The sequence below is a fragment of the Streptomyces bottropensis ATCC 25435 genome (assembly GCF_000383595.1).
In the GTDB taxonomy this organism is placed as follows: domain Bacteria; phylum Actinomycetota; class Actinomycetes; order Streptomycetales; family Streptomycetaceae; genus Streptomyces; species Streptomyces bottropensis.
The window spans coordinates 3,825,414-3,841,625 of the sequence record NZ_KB911581.1 but is presented as its reverse complement, the minus strand read 5'-3'; the positions used below and the strand labels follow the sequence as shown (position 1 = coordinate 3,841,625).

The following is a 16,212-nucleotide window of genomic DNA, read 5'->3' as shown; positions in this document are numbered from 1 at the left end:
TCAAGCACGGCCCCGCCGTATCCATGGGCGAAAGTGCAAAGCCACCTCGGAAGGAACCGCCTGCATGTCCAGCGAAACGATCAAACCCGCTTCGATCCCGGGCCGTCGTACCGTCATGGCGGCGGCCGGCGTGGCGGGACTCGCCGTCGCGCTGACCGCGTGCGGATCGGAGGACAGCCCGTCGACCTCCACCTCCGACTCGCCCGGTGCCGGAGCGGGAGCCGGGGGCGACTCCACCGCCGAGGCGAGCGGCGGCGCGGGCGGCGGAGACGGTGCGGGCGGCACGGAGATCGCCAAGACCTCGGACATACCCGAGGGCGGCGGCAAGATCTTCGAGAGCGAGGGCGTCGTCGTCACCCAGCCGAAGGCGGGCACCTTCAAGGCGTTCTCCTCGGTGTGCACCCACTCGGGCTGTGCCGTGAAGACGATCGCCGACGGCGTGATCAACTGCCCCTGTCACAACAGCAACTTCTCGATCGAGGACGGCAGCGTCAAGAGCGGCCCGGCCCCGAAGCCGCTGCCGGCCAAGGAGGTCAGCGTCTCGGGCGATTCGATCACGCTGGCCTGACCTTCGTCAGGCACGCCGACACCTCGTCCGTGGTCGCGACCGTGGCGACCAGCGCGAGGGTGTGGCGGATCATCGCGGGGGTGTAGTCGGCAGGCACCCCCGCGATGGCGTCCCCGGGTACGACGACGCGGTAGCCGCGGTTCACCGCGTCGAACACCGCGTTCGGTACGGCCACGTTGGCCGAGACACCGGTGACGATCAGCGTGCGGCACCCCAGGTTGCGCAGCAGCGCGTCCACGTCGGTGCCCGCCAGCGGGGACAGCCCGTGCAGCCGCCGTACGACCAGGTCCTCCTCGGCGACCTCGACGGGCGGCGCGACGCGTACGGCATCGGTGCCCGCCAACTGCCGTACGGGCAGCCGCTGCGCCGCGCGGAACAGGCGGGCGTTGTGGTTGGCGCCCCGCCCGTCCGGCCGGCGCTCGGCGACGGCGTGCATGACCTGCACCCCGCTCAGGTGGGCCGCGTCGACAAGCCTGGCCACATTGCCCAGCGCCCCCGACGAGCGTGCCTCGTCGGCGAGTTCGGGCAGAGCGCTGCCGGGTCCGACGACACCGCGCTGGCACTCGACGGTGAGCAGGACGGTGGTCGCGGGTTCGAGCAGTTCTTCCAGTTCCCGCTGCCTCTTCGGCCCACTCGCGTTCGACCCACGCGCGTCACTCGCCTCACTCGCGTACGACGGCATGACGTTCCCCTTGTCGTCGGCGATCGGGCGGGCGAGCGTAACGCCCCTTGCACATGGACGGAAGACGTCCGATCCTCTTCTGACGTCACGTCAGCGGAGGGGATGTCGATGACCGCCACGCAGCGCCGGGGCCGGAAGATCATGATGGAGCCCGCCGAACTGGACGAGTTCCTCGGCGCGCAGCGCACCTGCCGGGTCGCGACGGTCTCGTCCGACGGCGCCCCGCACATCAGCCCGCTCTGGTACGTCTGGGACGGCACGTCGCTGTGGCTCTACTCGATCACCCGCAGCAGACGGTGGTCCGCGCTGCGCCGTGATCCGCGCGTCGCCGTCGTGGTCGACGCGGGCGAGGAGTACGGCGAACTGCGCGGCGCCGAGCTGTCCGGGACCGTCGAGTTCGTCGGCGAGGCACCGCGCACGGGCGAACCGGTCCCCGAACTCGTGGAGGTGGAGCGGCGGTTCGCCCGCAAGAACTTCGGTATCGACGAGATGCCGCACGACGGCCGACACGCCTGGCTGCGCCTGACACCGGACGCGATCGCGTCCTGGGACTTCCGCAAACTGGGGTAGGCGCGGATCACCACCGCGCCCGCGCTGCCCGTTCCGCGCACGGCGAAGGGGCAGTGCGTCAGGGCGAGCCGCACGCGGCCCCCGCCGCCCGCAGCGCCTCGACCGCCGCCCTGATCGACGGCCGCCGGTCGGCGTCCGCGCGCCACACCGCGTAGACGCTCCGGTGGACCCGCGGGCGCACCGGCACCGTCCGCATGCGGGCCGGCATCGGGTCGCGGCCGAGCCGGGGTGCGATACAGACACCCAACCCGGCGGCGACCAGGGCGAGTTGGGTGTGGTGCTCACCGGCCCGGTGGGCGATCTGGGGCTCGATGCCGTTGGCGCGCAGCGTGTAGAGCAGCCATTCGTGGCAGAACTCGCCCTCGGGCCAGGCGACCCACGGCTCCTCCGCCAGCTCCCGCAGGTCGATCTCGTCCCGCCCGGCCAGCGGGTGGTCCTCGGGCAGCGCCACCTCCACCGGATCGTCGAGGATCGCGGCCCGGGCAAGACCCTCGGGCACCGGCAGCGGCTTGTTGTACCAGTCGAGGACGACGGCCAGGTCGGCGTCGCCCCGGATCACCGCGCTGATGGCGAGTTCGGGTTCCATCTCCCGCGAGCGCACTCGCAGCGCAGGATGGTCCTCCCGCAGCGCGCGGAAGACGGCGGGGAACAGCCCCCGGACGGCCGTGGGGAAGGCGGCCATCCGCAGTTCGCCGACGACCTGGCCGCGCTGCGCCTCCAGGTCCGACTGCGCCAGCTCGACCTGCGACAGGATGCGCGCGGCATGCTCGGCGAGCAGCCGCCCCGCGTCGGTGAGCCGCACGCCCCGCCCGTTCTTGGCGAGGAGCCGCTGCCCGACCTCCCGCTCCAGCTTGGCCATCTGCTGGGAGACGGCCGAGGTCGTCACATGCAGCCCCTCGGCCGCCCCGCTCACCGAACCGTGCCGGGCGAGCGCGTCGAGGGTGCGCAGACGCTCCAGATTCAACATATAAGAGATGCTACGAGATTCAGCTCATGAATTCTCGCTTGTGCTACAAGATTGTCCGCAGCATCGTTGACGGCATGACCACCGCCGCGCCCACCCGAACGCCAGCCGCCCTCTCCGGAGGCACCCGCGCCGCCCTCGACTGGCGCCTGCGCTTCGCCTTCCTCTCCCTCGTCTGGGGCTTCAGCTTCCTCCTGATCAAGGTGGGCACGCAGGCGTACGCGCCGTTCCAGGTGACGTTCGGGCGGCTGCTGTTCGGCACGCTGGTGCTCGCGGTGGCGATGGCCGTGAAGCGGGAGCGGCTACCGCGCGGCATCCGCACCTGGGGGCACCTCACCGTGGCGGCCCTTCTCCTGAACGCGCTGCCGTTCTCCCTCTTCGCCTACGCGGAGCTGACCATCCCCTCCACCCTGGCGGGCATCTGCAACGCGACCTCGCCGCTGTGGGGCATGGCGCTCTCCCTGGTCGCGCTCTCGGAGGACCGCCCGACCCGGGTGCGGGTCGCCGGGCTCGGCCTCGGCTTCCTCGGCGTGCTCACCGTGCTCGGCGCCTGGCAGGGCTTCAGCGGCCTGGACGCCAGGGGCACCACGATGGCCCTGCTGGCCTCCCTCAGCTATCCGATCGGCTGGATCTACGTCCGCCGCACCCTGGCCGGCACCAGCGCGTCGCACCTGTCCCTCACCGGCGCCCAACTCCTGCTGGCCACCACCCAACTGGCCTTCGTCACCCCGCTGTTCACGACCCTGCCGAGCCGTTTCCCGGTCCTCCCCCTGCTGGCGGTCGTCGCGCTGGGCGCCCTCGGCACGGGCGTCGCCATGCTCCTGCAGTACGGCCTCGTCTCCGAGGTCGGCCCGACGACCGCCCAGATGGTCACCTACTTCATCCCAGTCATCGCCACGGCCGCCGGGGTGGCGATCCTCGGCGAGTCCCTGGCCTGGTCGACCCCGGTCGGCGCGGCGATCGTCCTGGCGGGAGCGGCCCTGACACAGGCGAGGCCGCGCACCTGAACCTGCGGGACGCCGCCCTCACACGTATCCGCCGCCGGAGCCCGGCCCGACCGCCGAGGCCACCGCCTCCGCCACCCTCCCGACCTCCTGCTCGGTGAGGGTGGAGACCGTGATCCGGATCCCCTGCGGGGCGTTCGTCCGGAAGCGGGCGCCGGGCGCGACCGCCCACCCGGCGTGGAGCAGCCGGGCGACCGCGCCGGTCTCGTCCGGGACCCGGACCCAGACGTTCATCCCGCTGACCCCGTGCGCCTCGATCCCGCGCAGGGCGAGGGCGCCGATCAGCGCCTCCCGTCGCCTCCCGTACGCCGCCGCCACGGCCGTGGCGTCCACCGCGCCGCCGGACCACAGCCGTACGACGGCGCGCTGCACCAGACGGCTCACCCAGCCCGGCCCCAACCGCTGCCGGCCCCGGACCCGGTCGACCGTGACGGCGTCCCCGGTGAGCACCGCGAGCCGCAGGTCGGGGCCGTACGCCTTGGCGACCGACCGCACGAAGGCCCAGCTGCGGGTGGTCCCGGCCAGCGGATGAAGGGCCTGGTCGACGATCCGGTGACCGTGGTCGTCCTCGATGAGCAGGGTCTCGGGATGCTCCCCGAGCACGGACCGCAGGGCACGCGCGCGTGCGGCGCTCACGGCCGCGCCGGTGGGGTTCTGCGCCCGGTCGGTGACGATCAGGGCCCTCGCCCCGGCCACCAGCGCCGTGCGGACGTCGTCGGGGAGCGGCCCCTCGTCGTCGACGCCGACCGGCACGACCCTCAGTCCGAGCGCCGGCACGAGGTCGAGCACGCTGCCCCACCCGGGGTCCTCGACGGCGACGGTGTCCCCGGGCCTGAGATGGGCGGCCAGGATGCGTTCGATGGCGTCGAGCGAACCGGAGGTGACGGTGACCGGCCCCTCCGGCACCCCGTCGGCGTCCAGCTCGGCGCGGGCGATCCGCGCCAGCTCGGGCTCCACCGACCCCGCCCCGTACAGCACCGGCTCCCGGTCGCCCTGCTCGGCGGCCGCCGTGAACGCCTCGGCCAGACGCGGCAGCAAGGTGGTGTCGGGATTGCCGTCGGCGAGGTCACGCACGCCCTCCGGTACCTCCACCCGGATGTACTCGCGCCCCGTCGTCGCCGGCCGGGGCCGCACACGGCTCCCCCGCCGCCCGGCGGTCTCGATGACCCCCCGCTCACGCAGCGTGCGGTAGGCGGCCGCGACGGTGTTCGGGTTCACCCCGAGCCGTTCCGCCAACTCGCGCATGGGCGGCAGCAGTTGACCGGGCATCAGCTCACCCGCCCCGACCGCCCGCTCGACGTTCGCCGCGATATCCGCCGCGCGCCGCCCAGTGACCATGTATTCTCCTAGCACAAACCAAACTATGCACTAGTGCAATGGAGAGCGCAATGACGGGGACATCACAGCCGACGACATCACCGACCGCCGCCTACGACGTCACCGACCGCACCGTCCCCACCCGGGGCGCGGAGAAGGCGTCGTACGACAAGGACCTGGTGCACGCGATACTCGACGAGGGGTACGTCTGCCATCTCGGCTTCGTCCGCGACGGCGCCCCGGTGGTGCTGCCCACGCTGTACGGCCGGGTCGGCGAGACGCTCTACGTGCACGGTTCGACGGGTTCGCGCCCGCTGCGGATGACGGGCCAGGCCGACCCGGGGCTCCCGGTGTGCCTGACGGTGACGCACGTGGACGGGCTGGTCCTGGCCCGCTCCGCCTTCCACCACTCGATCAACTACCGCTCGGTCGTGGTGCACGGCACCGCCCACCAGGTCACCGACCCGCAGGAGCGGCGGATCGCCCTGGACGCGCTCGTCGACCACGTCGTACCGGGCCGCTCGCGGGACTCCCGGCCCGCCAACGCGAAGGAGTTCGCGGCCACCGCCGTGATCCGCCTCGACCTGAACGAGGTCTCGGCCAAGACCCGCACCGGCGGCGTGAACGAGGAGCCCGAGGACCTCGCCCTCCCCCACTGGGCCGGCGTCGTCCCCCTCCGCAAGGGCTACGACACCCCGATCCCGGACCCCGACCTGCTGCCCGACACCGAACTCCCGGCCTACCTCAAGACCCTCTGACGCACGCCGCAAGACCCGGGCCCCTCAACGGCGAGGTGCCCACCCGACCCCTACCCCGACACACACCCCTCCAGGGGCGGGGGGAACGGCGTACGCCCCCAGACGCAGACGCCCGTCCCCGGCCTCCGGTCCCGGCTCGGGGTCGGCCCCCACCACCGCCCCCGAAACGCACCCCTCCAAGGGCGCGGGGAACTGCGCGACCAGCCCCTCACAACCCGCGGACGCAGCCCCCTCCCCCACCGGAAACGCGGACTCACCCCTCCCCACCGGCCCCCACGAACACCCTCAGGGGCGCGAGGAACTGCGCGAACACCCCCCACGACCCGCACCCGACAGCCGACCCGAGCCCCCGACCCACCACTTCACCGCCCACCCCCCACCGACAGCTCAGCCTCAACCCCCGCCTCACCGGACGCCACCGGCCGCCCCGGCGACCCCTCCCCCACCGCAGACCGCTGCGCGACGAACGCCCCGGCCAGCACCACCACCCCGCCCACGATCTGCGGCGCCCACAGATGCTCACCCAGGAGCACCCACGCGAGCACGGTCGCCACCACCGCCTCCAGGCACCCCAGGACCCCGGCCACCTGCGGCGACAGCCGTCGCACGGCCATCACCCCGGTGACATAGGCGACGACCGTGGCGATCAGCACCACCCACCCGAGCAGCAGCCACGCCGGTACGGCCGTGCCGTCCATCCACGCGTCGCCCCCGAGCACCGCCCACTCCATCCCCCACGGCCGTGCCACCACCGTGAGCGCGGCCGCGCCCACCAGCAGCCCATAGGCGATCACCCCGAGCGGATCCGGCGCTTCCGCCCCCGCGTCGCCGCCCCGATCGGACAGCACGAAGTACCCGGCCTGACAGCAGGCGGCCCCGAGTGCGAGCAGCAGGCCCAGAGGGTCGAAACTCAGCCCCGACCAGATCTCGACGACACAGGCGAGGCCGCCGACCGCGAGGACGACACCGACCGCGGCGGCCCGCGTCACGGGCCGGCGCTGCACGAACCGCACCCACCCGAGGACGATGGCCGGCCCGAGGTACTCCACGAGGAGCGCGACGCCGACGGGGATACGGGAGATCGAGGCGAAGTAGAAGGCCTGCACACCGGCCACCGCGAACAGGCCGAAACCGACGAGCAGCGCGGGCCGCCGACGCACCAGATCCCGATGGCGCACCGCCCAGGGAAGCATCACCAGCGCGGCGCCGACGACTCGCAGCCACACCACGTGCAGCGGGTCGAGCCCCGCCTCGATGAGCGGCTTGGCCGCCGTGCCCGATCCACCGAAGGCGAGCGCGGACCCCAGCGCGAGCACCAGCCCGACGCCGCGCCCGCGTTGCCCCTGACTCTGCTGAGACGTATGCACCGGCACATGATGTCAGCCGGCGACAGGAGCGTCATCCCCAATGACACCTGTCTCACCGGCTGGACGACGGCCGGGCCCACATCGACGGCCGGGCACCTCCACGGCGCGTCACGCCTCAACACCCCCCGTCCCCGCTCACCACCGGCCCCTCGACACAGCCCTCGCCCACTTCGGCGATCCGCCGCGCCACCACGTCCCGGTCGACGCCGACCTTGCCGAGCACCTCCACGGCCCGCGAACCGGTCGCCGCGACGAGCACCGCGAGCAGATCGACGCCGCGGGCCGTCCCCGCACCCCGCAGCACGGCACGGTCGTGCGCCTGCGTCATCGTCCGGGCCGCCACGGGTGACCACCCGGGCCTGCCCGGCGCCCCCGGGACGACACCGGTGTCCTCTACACCGATCTGCCAGCGCAGCCCGTACCCGATGCTGCGCTGCACGAGGTAGCCGAGCAGTCGGGCGACCTGCGGACCGTCGAAGACGGCGCGGACCTCGGGGTCGGATTCCACGAGGGAGTGCAGCAGATGCGCGGTGTCGATCTGCCGGTCGTCGTCGCGAAGGGCCCGTCTGCGCGCACCGGCGACCACCGAGGCCAGCTCATCCGTGAGCCCGCCCTCGATCTCCAGGTGGTCCGGACCATGGCCGGCGGCCGACTGCTGGGATATACGGGGTAGCACGCCCCCCACCCCATCAGTCCCGGCGGCTCAGGGTCATCCACGAAAGGAAGCATCTTCGCCTCCGGCACAGGTTGCGCAGGGAGGAGCCGTTCCTCCTCCCTACGGATGAGATCCGCCCGCACCACCTCAGGGGCGCGCGCGACCTTGCCCCGCGCCCGGTACGCGACCGCGTCGCACCGGCGCCCGTCCCTCACCGCACGGCGGCGGTGCCGGCCGGCGGCACTCCGATTCCTGACGGTTCATCAGTATTGAATGTTCCGGGCCCCGAGGCTACGTTCCGCGACACCACCGTCCGAGACGAAGGGGTTGTCGCATGGCCGATGTCAGCGCGGAGGCACGCATCGAGGCGCCCGCCGAGCGGGTCTGGGCCCGGCTCGTCGACTGGTCCGCGTACGGCGAGTGGAACACCACCCACACCGGCTTCCCCAAGGGCGGCCCGCAGATCCTCGCGGTGGGCGGCACCTTCCAGGAGAACCTGAAGCTCATGGGCTTCCCGGCGGAGGTCGAGTGGACCATCGCCGAGCTGGAACCCGCCCGCACCCTGGCCATCCGCGGCAAGGGCCCCATGGCCGTGGACCTCGCCACCCGCTACACCCTCACCCCCGACGGCGACGCCACCACCGTCCGCATCGATGGCGAGTTCACCGGCGCCGCCGTCTCCCTGATGGCGGGCAAGCTCAGGGACTCCGCCACGGCCGCGCTCGACGAGTCCCTGCGCAAGCTGGGCGCCCTCGTGACCTGACCCCGCGCCTGACCCGCACCACCCGCGCCCCCAAACACGCCCCACCCCCACTGGGCCCACACCCCACCCACCACGGGCCCACGCGTCGGCAGGCATCCACGCTTCCACGCACACGAAAGCGCCCCGCGAAGATCTCTCCACGGGGCGCTCCCCTACCGGTCACCCGCACACTGCCGTCAGTCCTCGTCGGCGAGGATCAGATACAGCTTCTTGCGGGCTTCGTTGATCACCGTCAGCGCCTTGTCGCGCTGGTCCTTGTCGCCGGTCTTCCAGACCTGGCCGAACGCCTCCATCAGACCGAAGCCGGCCTGCCGGATCTCGCTCAGCGCCTCCCAGTCGACCCCGCGCGAGGCCTCTTCCCAAGGAGCCTCGGGCCCCTCGTCGGCCGCGGTGCGACCGGCCTCGGTGAGCGAGAACAGCTTCTTGCCGCCCTCGGTCGCGCTGGCGATCAGCCCCTCGTCCTCCAGCAACTGGAGGGTGGGGTACACCGAACCGGGGCTGGGCTTCCACGCCCCGCCACTGCGCTCGGCGATCTCCTGGATCATCTCGTAGCCGTGCATGGGCCTGTCCTTGAGAAGGGCCAGGATCGACGCGCGTACGTCGCCCCGCCGTGCCCTCCCCCGAGGTCCGCCCCGTCCGCGCCCACCCCAGGGGCCCCCACCGAAGGGTCCGAACGGTCCGGGGCCACCATGGCCCGGCCCGAAGGGCCCGAAGGCGGCGCGCAGCGCCTCGGCGTCACCTTGGCCGCGGGGGTGCTCCCCACCACGGCGTCCATGTCCACGCTCGAATCCGAAGTCCTGTCCACGGGAACGCATCACCATCACTCCATTCCATCGTTGATCTGTCGCGATGCCTCAACGATATATCGGGACCTGTCGCCTGACAACCCCCGTCTTCGAGAAGGGCTCCGTGATGTACTGCCGCGCATGCCTTTGTTGTTGCTGGACCTGGACAACACCCTGATCGACCGCGACGCGGCCTTCCGCGCCGCCGCGGCCGCCTTCCTCTCCGCCCACGGCCTGCCCGACACCGACCTGCCCTGGGTGGCGGCCGTCGACGCCGGCGGCTACGCCCCGCGCCCGGACGTGGCCTGCGCCCTCACCGACCGCTACGCGGGCGCGGTACCGCCCGACGCCGTCAGCACCCTGCTCGACACCGGCGCCGCCGACCGCGTGGTCCTGGCTCCCGCCACCCGCGAGGCGCTCGACAAAGCGCGGGCGGGCGGCTGGACCTGCGTGATCGTCACCAACGGCCGGACCGCCCAGCAGGAGACGAAGATCCGCCGCACCGGCCTCGACCGTCTCGTGCGGGGCTGGGTCGTCTCCGAAGCCGTCGGCCGCAAGAAGCCCGAGCCGGAGATCTTCCACGCCGCTGCCGCCACCGCCGGGCTCCCGCTGTCCGGCGCCTGGGTGATCGGCGACGCGCCCCACGCCGACATCGCGGGCGCCGACGCCCTCGGCCTGCGCAGCGTCTGGGTGGCGCACGGCCGAGCCTGGAACGAGGGCGCCTACCGGCCCACCCACATCGCGGCCGACATCGTCTCCGCGATCCACCACGTCACGAGCACCAGGGACTGATCCGCCGACCGGTCCTCTAGGGTGCGGAAATGATCTCCGACAGCTATCTCTCCGCACTGTTCTCGCTGGACGGCCGGGTCGCCGTGGTGACGGGCGGCAGTTCCGGCATCGGCAAGGCCATCAGTACGGCTCTCGCCCGCGCCGGCGCGGGCGTGGTGATCGTCGCGCGCAAGGAGGCCGAGCTGCGGGCCACGGCCGGCGAGCTGACGGCGGACGGCTGCCGGGCGGCCTGGGTGAGCGGCGACCTGAGCACCCGGGGCGGTGTGCGCGTGGCGGCCGAGCGGGCGGTCGAGGCGTTCGGGGAGCCCGACATCCTCGTCAACAGCGCCGGCGTCAACCTACGGCCGCCACTGAGCGAACTGGGCGAGGACGTCTGGGACACCACCATGGCCCTGAACCTGGACGCGCCCTTCCTCCTGGGCCAGCGCTTCGGCCCCGGCATGGCCGCGCGGGGCTACGGCCGCATCCTCCACATCACCTCCCAGCAGGCACACCGGGCGTTCGTGCGAAGCGGCGCCTACGGCGTCTCCAAGGGTGCGCTGGAGTCGCTGGCCCGCTCACAGGCCGAGGAGTGGTCGCCCCACGGCGTCACCTGCAACACCCTGGTCCCCGGATTCGTCCCGAGCCCGCTCAACACCCGGCTGTCGTCCGATCCGGAGCAGGTGGCGGCCCTCGCCGCACGCACCCTGGCCGGGCGCAACGGCCTGGCCGACGACTTCGCCGGTGCCGCCGTCTTCCTGGTCGGCCGCTCCGCCGGCTACATCACCGGCCAGTCGATCTTCGTCGACGGCGGCTTCTCGGTCCACTAGCGCGAGCGCGCCGCGCCACCACCCTGCGGGCCTGATCGACGCCCCTGCCCCCGGAAAGCGAGTCCACCACCCCGGAATTGGCCTTGGCCCGCCGCTCCACCGACCCCTAGCGTCGTCCCATGCGCATTCGTATCGTGGACGCCTTCACCGACCGCCCCTTCTCCGGCAACCCCGCGGGAGTCCTCCTCCTCGACGCCTTCCCGGACGACATCTGGCTGCAGAACGTGGCCAGAGAGGTCAACCACGCCGAGACCGCGTTCGCCCACCCCCTCCCGTCGGGCGGCGAGGCCGACTGGGCACTGCGCTGGTTCACGCCGGTCGCCGAAGTGGCGATGTGCGGCCACGCCACCCTGGCCACGGCACACGTCCTGAGCAGCACGAACACCCACCAGGGCCCGGTACGGTTCGCCACGCGCAGCGGCGTTCTCACGGCCACGCCCCGCCCGGACGGCTCGCTCACCCTCGACTTCCCGACCGCGCCCCTCACCCCGGTGGCCGTCCCGGACGGCGTCGCCGAGGCGCTGGGCGCCGAACCGCTGAGCGCCGTCGACACCGGCCCGAACGTGGGCGACCTCCTGGTGGAGCTGGCCGACGAGAAGACGGTCCTGGGCCTCGCCCCCGACCTCCGGTCCCTCGGCCGCTACTCCGAGCGCGGCATCATCGCCACGGCCCCCGCCGCCGACCCCGCGGCCGGCCACGACTACGTCTCGCGCTGCTTCTTCCCCAACCTCGGCATCGACGAGGACCCGGTCACCGGCAGCGCCCACACCGCGCTCGCCCCTTTCTGGTCCGCACGCCTGGGCAGCCCGGACCTCACCGGCCTGCAGGCCTCCCCCCGCTCCGGCCGGGTGCGCACCGAACTCCGCGGCGACCGCACCCTGCTCTCCGGCCGCGCGGTCACGGTCGTGGACGGCGAACTCCTCGCCTGACGAGCCCCGATCCGCCGACCGCACGCCCAGCCCTCGACGGCCCGACCGCCCGGCCACCCTTCACGCGGTCGGCAGCCAGCCCACCTTCCCCGCCAGCAGCGCGTATCCCACGAACGCCCCGATGTCGAGCAGCGAGTGGGCCACCACGAGCGGCCCCACGCGCCCCCACCGCCGGTACAGGTAGACGAAGACCACGCCCATCACCATGTTGCCGACGAACCCGCCGATGCCCTGGTAGAGGTGGTACGACCCGCGCAGCACCGAGCTGGCGGCGAGCGCGCTCCCCGGTGACCAGCCCAGCTGATGGAGTCGGCGCAGCAGGTACCCGACCACGATGACCTCTTCGAGGACGGCGTTCTGGATCGCGGAGAGGATCAGCACGGGGTACTTCCACCACACCTCGGGCAGCGCCTCCGGCACCACCGTGAGGTTGAACCCGAGGCCGCGGGCCGCCAGATAGAAGGCGATGCCCGTGCTGCCGATCACCGCGGCGATGGCCGCGCCCCGGCCGAGGTCGGGCCACGGCTTCGTACGGTCGAACCCGAGGGTGCGCAGTCCCGCGCCCTCGCGCAACAGGAAGTGCGCGACCAGGGCGACGGGCACCAGGGCGGTGGTGATGCCGAAGAGCTGCCACGCGAGGTCGAGCCAGGGCCGGCCCGGCGCCGCCGAGGCGTTCATGGTGGCCGCCTGGTCCTTCAGCCCGCCCGGCCTGGTGACCGATCCGACGAAGCTGATCAGCGCGGACACGCCGCTCGCGCCGAGCGAGACCCCGAGCACGAGCAGTGTCTCGTCCCGCAGAATCCGCCGGCCCGGACGCTCCCCCGGCACCGCGCCCTCCGCCGCCTCCGCCTGCCCCTGCACCACGCCTCCAGTTGTCCGGCCCCGCCGAGGGTCCATCATCACCCGCGGCGGTCCGGGACTTTCCGGCGGCTGCCCTCGAAGGCGGCTCCTCAGCCCAGCGGTACCGGCTCCGGCAGCCCGACCGGCCAGCTGTGGACGGGCTCCCCGGAGTGCATCAGCTCGCCGTACCGCCGCGTGGTGGCGGCCAGCGCCGCATCGCGTCCGAGCCCCTTGGCCAGAGCCTGGTGGAACGTTTCCACCTGCCAGGACGCTCCGTTGACCCGCCGTCGGCAGCGCTCCTCGATCACACCGAGATAGAAGTCCCGGTCGACCGGCTCGACCCCCCACGCGTCCAGCCCCACCTCGGCGAGCGGCAACAGCTCGTCCCGTACGAGGTTCACGGCGTCCACCGGCCCCACTCCGCCGTAGCGCCCGCGCGGCCACTGCAGCCGTGCGTCGATGCCGTGCCGGCACGCCTCGTCGAAGTTGGCGGCGGCCGCCTCGAACGGCAGCCGGGTCCACACGGGCCGTGACTCCTCGGCGAGCGCGCGGACGACTCCGTAGTAGAAGGCCGCGTTGGCGATCACGTCCGTGATGGTCGGCCCGGCGGGCAGCACGCGGTTCTCGACCCGCAGGTGCGGGACCCCGTCGGCGATCCCGTAGACGGGGCGGTTCCAGCGGTAGATCGTGCCGTTGTGCAGGGTGAGTTCGGCGAGGGAGGGAATGCCGCCCGCGTCGAGGACGCCGATCGGATCCTCGTCGTCGCAGATGGGCAGCAGGGCCGGGAAGAAGCGCAGGTTCTCCTCGAAGAGTTCGTACGCCGAGGAGATCCACCGCTCCCCGAACCAGGTACGCGGCCGTACACCCTGGGCCTGGAGTTCGGGCGGGCGGGTGTCGGTGGACTGCTGGAACAGGGGCGGCCGCGACTCCCGCCACAACTCGTGCCCGAACAGGAACGGCGAGTTGGCCCCGATGGCGACCTGCGCGGCGGCGACCGCCTGGGCGGCGTTCCACACATCGGCGAACCGGCCCGGGGTCACCTGCAGGTGCAGCTGCACGGAGGTGCAGGCGGCTTCCGGCGCAATGGACTTCGAGGTGCAGACGAGCCGCTCCACCCCGTCGATGTCCAGGGTGAAGTCCTCACCGCGGGCGGCGACGATCTGGTCGTTCAGCAGGGTGTAGCGGTCGCCCGCGGAGAGGTTCGAGGAGACCAGGTCGTCACGGCCCAGCGTGGGCAGAATCCCGATCATCACGATCCCCGCACCCACCTCGATCGCTTTGCGGTCGGCGTAGGCGAGGGACGTGCGCAGCTCCTCGGAAAGCTGGTCGAATACCCTGCCGTCCAGCCGATGTGGAGCTATGTTGACTTCCAGATTGAACATGGCGAGTTCTGTTTGGAAATCTCGGCTCGCAATCCGTTCTAGTACTTGCGCATTCATCATTCTCGGCTGACCGTCGCCGTCGACGAGGTTCAGCTCGATCTCCACACCCATGAGGTTCCTGGGGCGGTCGAACCGCTTCTCCTCCAACAGCCGCGCCAGCCCCGTCAGACACTGCCGGAGCTTGTCGCGGTACTGCTGGCGATCGGAGAGGCCAAACGGCCCCGCCACGACCTTCTCCCCCATCGAAGTGTCCCTCCTCGGATGGGCAGGCCGACGCCTCGGCCACTGGTGTCCCGGGTCCACGGTTCATGATGCCCAGGCAGAGCCAGCGGTAACGTCCCGGGCGGGACCTGCACACGCTAGGCTGAGCGCGGTCGCCTCCGACCCTATTTCGTCGGCATGCTTCTGGCACATTCAGCGGGCAAGAAAGGGTATGCGCTTTCTGCGGCGCCCTTTCGTGAAAAGCGCCGACGACAACAGGCCGTCCGTTACGCGACGGTAATGCGAGGTCACCGCCACACTCCCCCCGGAAATAGGGGTGGCACCCACGTTTCGGCGACCTGATACCGCCTTGCTCTTCATATCCGGAGCGGCTAGACGAAACCTTGTGTGAACACGTGTCGTATAAACTTCGCAAACGAGGCTGAGAGCCGGCACTCGCGGTCCTCGGTCCTGCCGTCAGGCCACACGCGGCGGACCCCACCCACGCACCCGGACCCGGGCATCCGTCTCCCCGATCCCCGAGAGCTGACAGCGCCGTCCGCTTCCGCCCTCGCGCCACCGTGCCTGTCGAATGGAGAGGCGACCCACCATGCCGCTGCATGTCCCCCCGGCTCCCGCCCCCGCCCTGCGCACCGTCCTCACCGCACTCGGTTCTCCCACCGCCGTCCACGAGGCGCGAACTCCCGCCCTGAAGAACGCCCAGGGGCCCGCCACGCCCGAGCTCCCGCTGCCCGTCCACGTACTCGACCGGATCACCCCGCAGGGCACGGGCATCGCCAGGCTCACCGGATGGCGGTTCCTGATCCGCTGCGGCGACCGTGCCGTGGCCGCCGCCGAGACCCGGCTGACCCCGGACGGCTGGGCGTTCTCCCACTTCTTCGAGGGCCCGTACATCACCTCGACCGAGCGCGCCCTGCGTCAGGCCGACGTCATGCAGCAGCCCTACCAGCCACGCCTGCTGTCGGTGCCCGAGCTGTACATGCTCATGCTCTGGCTGCACGCCGACCCCACCACCGACGGCGCCACCGGCGACCCGGCCCCGGCCGACCTGCTGGTCCCGCTGGCGCCCGCACCGCCCGGTATCGCCGCCCACCGGCCTCACCGGGTCACCGATCTCCTCCCGGTGCTGAGCACCCGGTTGACGCCCGCCCCCCTGCTGGGATCACCCGCCTGAAATCCGGATCGCCTCGCCATTCGCCCCCCTCGCGCCCCGCCACCGATATCCGGTGACGGGGCGCTTCTTTCCGACTACGCGGAATTACCGCTCCTTCGGGCACCAAAACGCTCGTACGAGCTATTCCCAGCTCTTCCCCGTAGTCGGACTAGCCCCATCCGACCATGGCGTACCACCCGAAAGGACAGTGCGAGAGGGATGAACCATCCGGGCGGGCGTTGCGTCATCAACCTGTGAAGAAGTCGTGCTGCGAAATGCCTGCGGATTGACGCCCGTGGGGCAACACTGGGACCGGACCGATTTATCACAACGGGGGGCGGCCATGAACGGGGCTTCACGCCGCGGGACAGACAAAACAGCCATCTCAGACCACACGACCAACCGAAAGATCCCAACAACCATGTGCCAGCACCAGCCACTGTGCCCGACTGCCGAATCCGCCGACCGGGAAGGCGCCCGACTCGTGGCGCACCACCCGGAGCAGGGATGGAGCCTGCTCTGCAACGGCGTTCTGCTCTTCGAGGACACCGGTGAGCTCCTGCCGGACGGCCAGATCATCGCGCCGCACCGCCCGATGGGCACCGTAATGACCGCCGCCTGAGCCGCACTCACGTTCGCCGCAGGGCGTGCG

The 16,212-nt window shown here is 72.0% G+C and carries 18 protein-coding genes; 10 read left to right on the top strand and 8 right to left on the bottom strand.

Translation table 11 applies throughout. From position 1 onward, the window contains the following. Positions 1–64: 64 nt before the first annotated feature. Complete coding sequence (locus STRBO_RS0116970) at positions 65–568, top strand: Rieske (2Fe-2S) protein (RefSeq protein ID WP_005475615.1); 504 nt, start codon at positions 65–67, stop codon at positions 566–568. Here the strand turns inward: STRBO_RS0116970 and STRBO_RS0116965 are convergent. Further along, on the bottom strand, positions 555–1,250 hold the full coding sequence (locus STRBO_RS0116965) for a cysteine hydrolase family protein (protein WP_005475617.1): 696 nt from the start codon (positions 1,248–1,250) through the stop codon (positions 555–557). The two genes, STRBO_RS0116970 and STRBO_RS0116965, sit on opposite strands and share 14 nt — an antisense overlap. A 108-nt stretch (positions 1,251–1,358) precedes the next feature. Between STRBO_RS0116965 and STRBO_RS0116960 the strand changes: the two genes are divergently transcribed. Next, a complete protein-coding gene (locus STRBO_RS0116960; protein WP_020114499.1) occupies positions 1,359–1,820 on the top strand; it encodes a pyridoxamine 5'-phosphate oxidase family protein in 462 nt (153 codons plus the stop codon). Between the two features lie 58 nt (positions 1,821–1,878). Here STRBO_RS0116960 and STRBO_RS0116955 read toward each other — a convergent pair whose 3' ends face one another. Beyond that, complete coding sequence (locus STRBO_RS0116955; protein ID WP_005475621.1) at positions 1,879–2,787, bottom strand: LysR family transcriptional regulator; 909 nt, start codon at positions 2,785–2,787, stop codon at positions 1,879–1,881. A gap of 74 nt (positions 2,788–2,861) precedes the next feature. Between STRBO_RS0116955 and STRBO_RS0116950 the strand changes: the two genes are divergently transcribed. After that, positions 2,862–3,791, top strand: coding sequence for a DMT family transporter (locus STRBO_RS0116950; RefSeq protein ID WP_005475623.1), 930 nt, complete (start codon positions 2,862–2,864; stop codon positions 3,789–3,791). A gap of 18 nt (positions 3,792–3,809) precedes the next feature. Here the strand turns inward: STRBO_RS0116950 and STRBO_RS0116945 are convergent, their stop codons facing one another. Then, positions 3,810–5,141, bottom strand: coding sequence for an aminotransferase class I/II-fold pyridoxal phosphate-dependent enzyme (locus STRBO_RS0116945; protein ID WP_028796702.1), 1,332 nt, complete (start codon positions 5,139–5,141; stop codon positions 3,810–3,812). A 35-nt stretch (positions 5,142–5,176) separates the two neighbouring features. Between STRBO_RS0116945 and STRBO_RS0116940 the strand changes: the two genes are divergently transcribed. Further along, positions 5,177–5,863 carry a pyridoxamine 5'-phosphate oxidase family protein gene (locus STRBO_RS0116940; RefSeq protein ID WP_005475627.1) on the top strand — a complete coding sequence of 229 codons (687 nt, stop codon included), beginning with the start codon at positions 5,177–5,179 and terminating at the stop codon, positions 5,861–5,863. A 362-nt stretch (positions 5,864–6,225) separates the two neighbouring features. Here STRBO_RS0116940 and STRBO_RS0116930 read toward each other — a convergent pair whose 3' ends face one another. Together STRBO_RS0116930 and STRBO_RS40180 are read right to left on the bottom strand one after the other, a co-directional pair. Next, the gene (locus tag STRBO_RS0116930; protein WP_028796701.1) at positions 6,226–7,236 is read right to left on the bottom strand and encodes an EamA family transporter; all 1,011 of its coding nucleotides are present in this window, start codon (positions 7,234–7,236) and stop codon (positions 6,226–6,228) included. A 109-nt stretch (positions 7,237–7,345) separates the two neighbouring features. Next, positions 7,346–7,915: a Clp protease N-terminal domain-containing protein gene (locus STRBO_RS40180; protein WP_020114496.1), complete on the bottom strand. Its 570-nt coding sequence runs from the start codon at positions 7,913–7,915 to the stop codon at positions 7,346–7,348. 304 nt (positions 7,916–8,219) lie between these two features. Between STRBO_RS40180 and STRBO_RS0116920 the strand changes: the two genes are divergently transcribed. Continuing rightward, the gene (locus STRBO_RS0116920) at positions 8,220–8,648 is read left to right on the top strand and encodes a type II toxin-antitoxin system Rv0910 family toxin (RefSeq protein WP_005475634.1); all 429 of its coding nucleotides are present in this window, start codon (positions 8,220–8,222) and stop codon (positions 8,646–8,648) included. Between the two features lie 176 nt (positions 8,649–8,824). Here STRBO_RS0116920 and STRBO_RS41685 read toward each other — a convergent pair whose 3' ends face one another. Next, positions 8,825–9,463, bottom strand: a complete 639-nt coding sequence (locus tag STRBO_RS41685) for a PadR family transcriptional regulator (protein ID WP_078531362.1) — start codon at positions 9,461–9,463, stop codon at positions 8,825–8,827. 111 nt (positions 9,464–9,574) lie between these two features. Between STRBO_RS41685 and STRBO_RS0116910 the strand changes: the two genes are divergently transcribed. The 3 genes from STRBO_RS0116910 (at position 9,575) to STRBO_RS0116900 (ending at position 11,963) form a co-directional block, all read left to right on the top strand. After that, complete coding sequence (locus STRBO_RS0116910) at positions 9,575–10,225, top strand: HAD family hydrolase (RefSeq protein WP_028796699.1); 651 nt, start codon at positions 9,575–9,577, stop codon at positions 10,223–10,225. Positions 10,226–10,254: 29 nt separating this feature from the next. Next, complete coding sequence (locus tag STRBO_RS0116905) at positions 10,255–11,034, top strand: SDR family NAD(P)-dependent oxidoreductase (protein ID WP_005475643.1); 780 nt, start codon at positions 10,255–10,257, stop codon at positions 11,032–11,034. A gap of 119 nt (positions 11,035–11,153) precedes the next feature. Beyond that, a complete protein-coding gene (locus STRBO_RS0116900; protein ID WP_020665563.1) occupies positions 11,154–11,963 on the top strand; it encodes a PhzF family phenazine biosynthesis protein in 810 nt (269 codons plus the stop codon). Positions 11,964–12,023: 60 nt separating this feature from the next. Here the strand turns inward: STRBO_RS0116900 and STRBO_RS0116895 are convergent, their stop codons facing one another. Continuing rightward, a complete protein-coding gene (locus STRBO_RS0116895; RefSeq protein WP_202499623.1) occupies positions 12,024–12,860 on the bottom strand; it encodes a CPBP family intramembrane glutamic endopeptidase in 837 nt (278 codons plus the stop codon). Positions 12,861–12,913: 53 nt separating this feature from the next. Continuing rightward, entirely contained in the window at positions 12,914–14,428 is a 1,515-nt protein-coding gene (locus STRBO_RS0116890; RefSeq protein WP_005475648.1) for a glutamate-cysteine ligase family protein, read from the bottom strand. Positions 14,429–14,996: 568 nt separating this feature from the next. Here STRBO_RS0116890 and STRBO_RS0116885 point away from each other — a divergent pair. Next, positions 14,997–15,581, top strand: coding sequence for a hypothetical protein (locus STRBO_RS0116885; RefSeq protein ID WP_005475649.1), 585 nt, complete (start codon positions 14,997–14,999; stop codon positions 15,579–15,581). Positions 15,582–15,981: 400 nt separating this feature from the next. Beyond that, positions 15,982–16,182 (top strand): DUF5999 family protein, encoded by a 201-nt coding sequence (locus STRBO_RS0116880; RefSeq protein ID WP_028796697.1) that lies wholly within the window; start codon positions 15,982–15,984, stop codon positions 16,180–16,182. Positions 16,183–16,212: the final 30 nt, after the last annotated feature.

Bases quoted from the DNA above. Each gene is read 5' to 3' on its own strand.
- STRBO_RS0116910 (WP_028796699.1), top strand. From the start codon at position 9,575: ATGCCTTTGTTGTTGCTGGACCTGGACAACACCCTGATCGACCGCGAC.
- STRBO_RS0116950 (WP_005475623.1), top strand. From the start codon at position 2,862: ATGACCACCGCCGCGCCCACCCGAACGCCAGCCGCCCTCTCCGGAGGC.
- STRBO_RS0116895 (WP_202499623.1), bottom strand. From the start codon at position 12,860: ATGGACCCTCGGCGGGGCCGGACAACTGGAGGCGTGGTGCAGGGGCAG.
- STRBO_RS0116890 (WP_005475648.1), bottom strand. From the start codon at position 14,428: ATGGGGGAGAAGGTCGTGGCGGGGCCGTTTGGCCTCTCCGATCGCCAG.
- STRBO_RS0116880 (WP_028796697.1), top strand. From the start codon at position 15,982: ATGTGCCAGCACCAGCCACTGTGCCCGACTGCCGAATCCGCCGACCGG.
- STRBO_RS0116960 (WP_020114499.1), top strand. From the start codon at position 1,359: ATGACCGCCACGCAGCGCCGGGGCCGGAAGATCATGATGGAGCCCGCC.
- STRBO_RS0116970 (WP_005475615.1), top strand. From the start codon at position 65: ATGTCCAGCGAAACGATCAAACCCGCTTCGATCCCGGGCCGTCGTACC.
- STRBO_RS0116955 (WP_005475621.1), bottom strand. From the start codon at position 2,787: ATGTTGAATCTGGAGCGTCTGCGCACCCTCGACGCGCTCGCCCGGCAC.
- STRBO_RS0116965 (WP_005475617.1), bottom strand. From the start codon at position 1,250: ATGCCGTCGTACGCGAGTGAGGCGAGTGACGCGCGTGGGTCGAACGCG.
- STRBO_RS0116920 (WP_005475634.1), top strand. From the start codon at position 8,220: ATGGCCGATGTCAGCGCGGAGGCACGCATCGAGGCGCCCGCCGAGCGG.
- STRBO_RS0116905 (WP_005475643.1), top strand. From the start codon at position 10,255: ATGATCTCCGACAGCTATCTCTCCGCACTGTTCTCGCTGGACGGCCGG.
- STRBO_RS0116900 (WP_020665563.1), top strand. From the start codon at position 11,154: ATGCGCATTCGTATCGTGGACGCCTTCACCGACCGCCCCTTCTCCGGC.
- STRBO_RS0116885 (WP_005475649.1), top strand. From the start codon at position 14,997: ATGCCGCTGCATGTCCCCCCGGCTCCCGCCCCCGCCCTGCGCACCGTC.
- STRBO_RS41685 (WP_078531362.1), bottom strand. From the start codon at position 9,463: ATGCGTTCCCGTGGACAGGACTTCGGATTCGAGCGTGGACATGGACGC.
- STRBO_RS0116940 (WP_005475627.1), top strand. From the start codon at position 5,177: ATGACGGGGACATCACAGCCGACGACATCACCGACCGCCGCCTACGAC.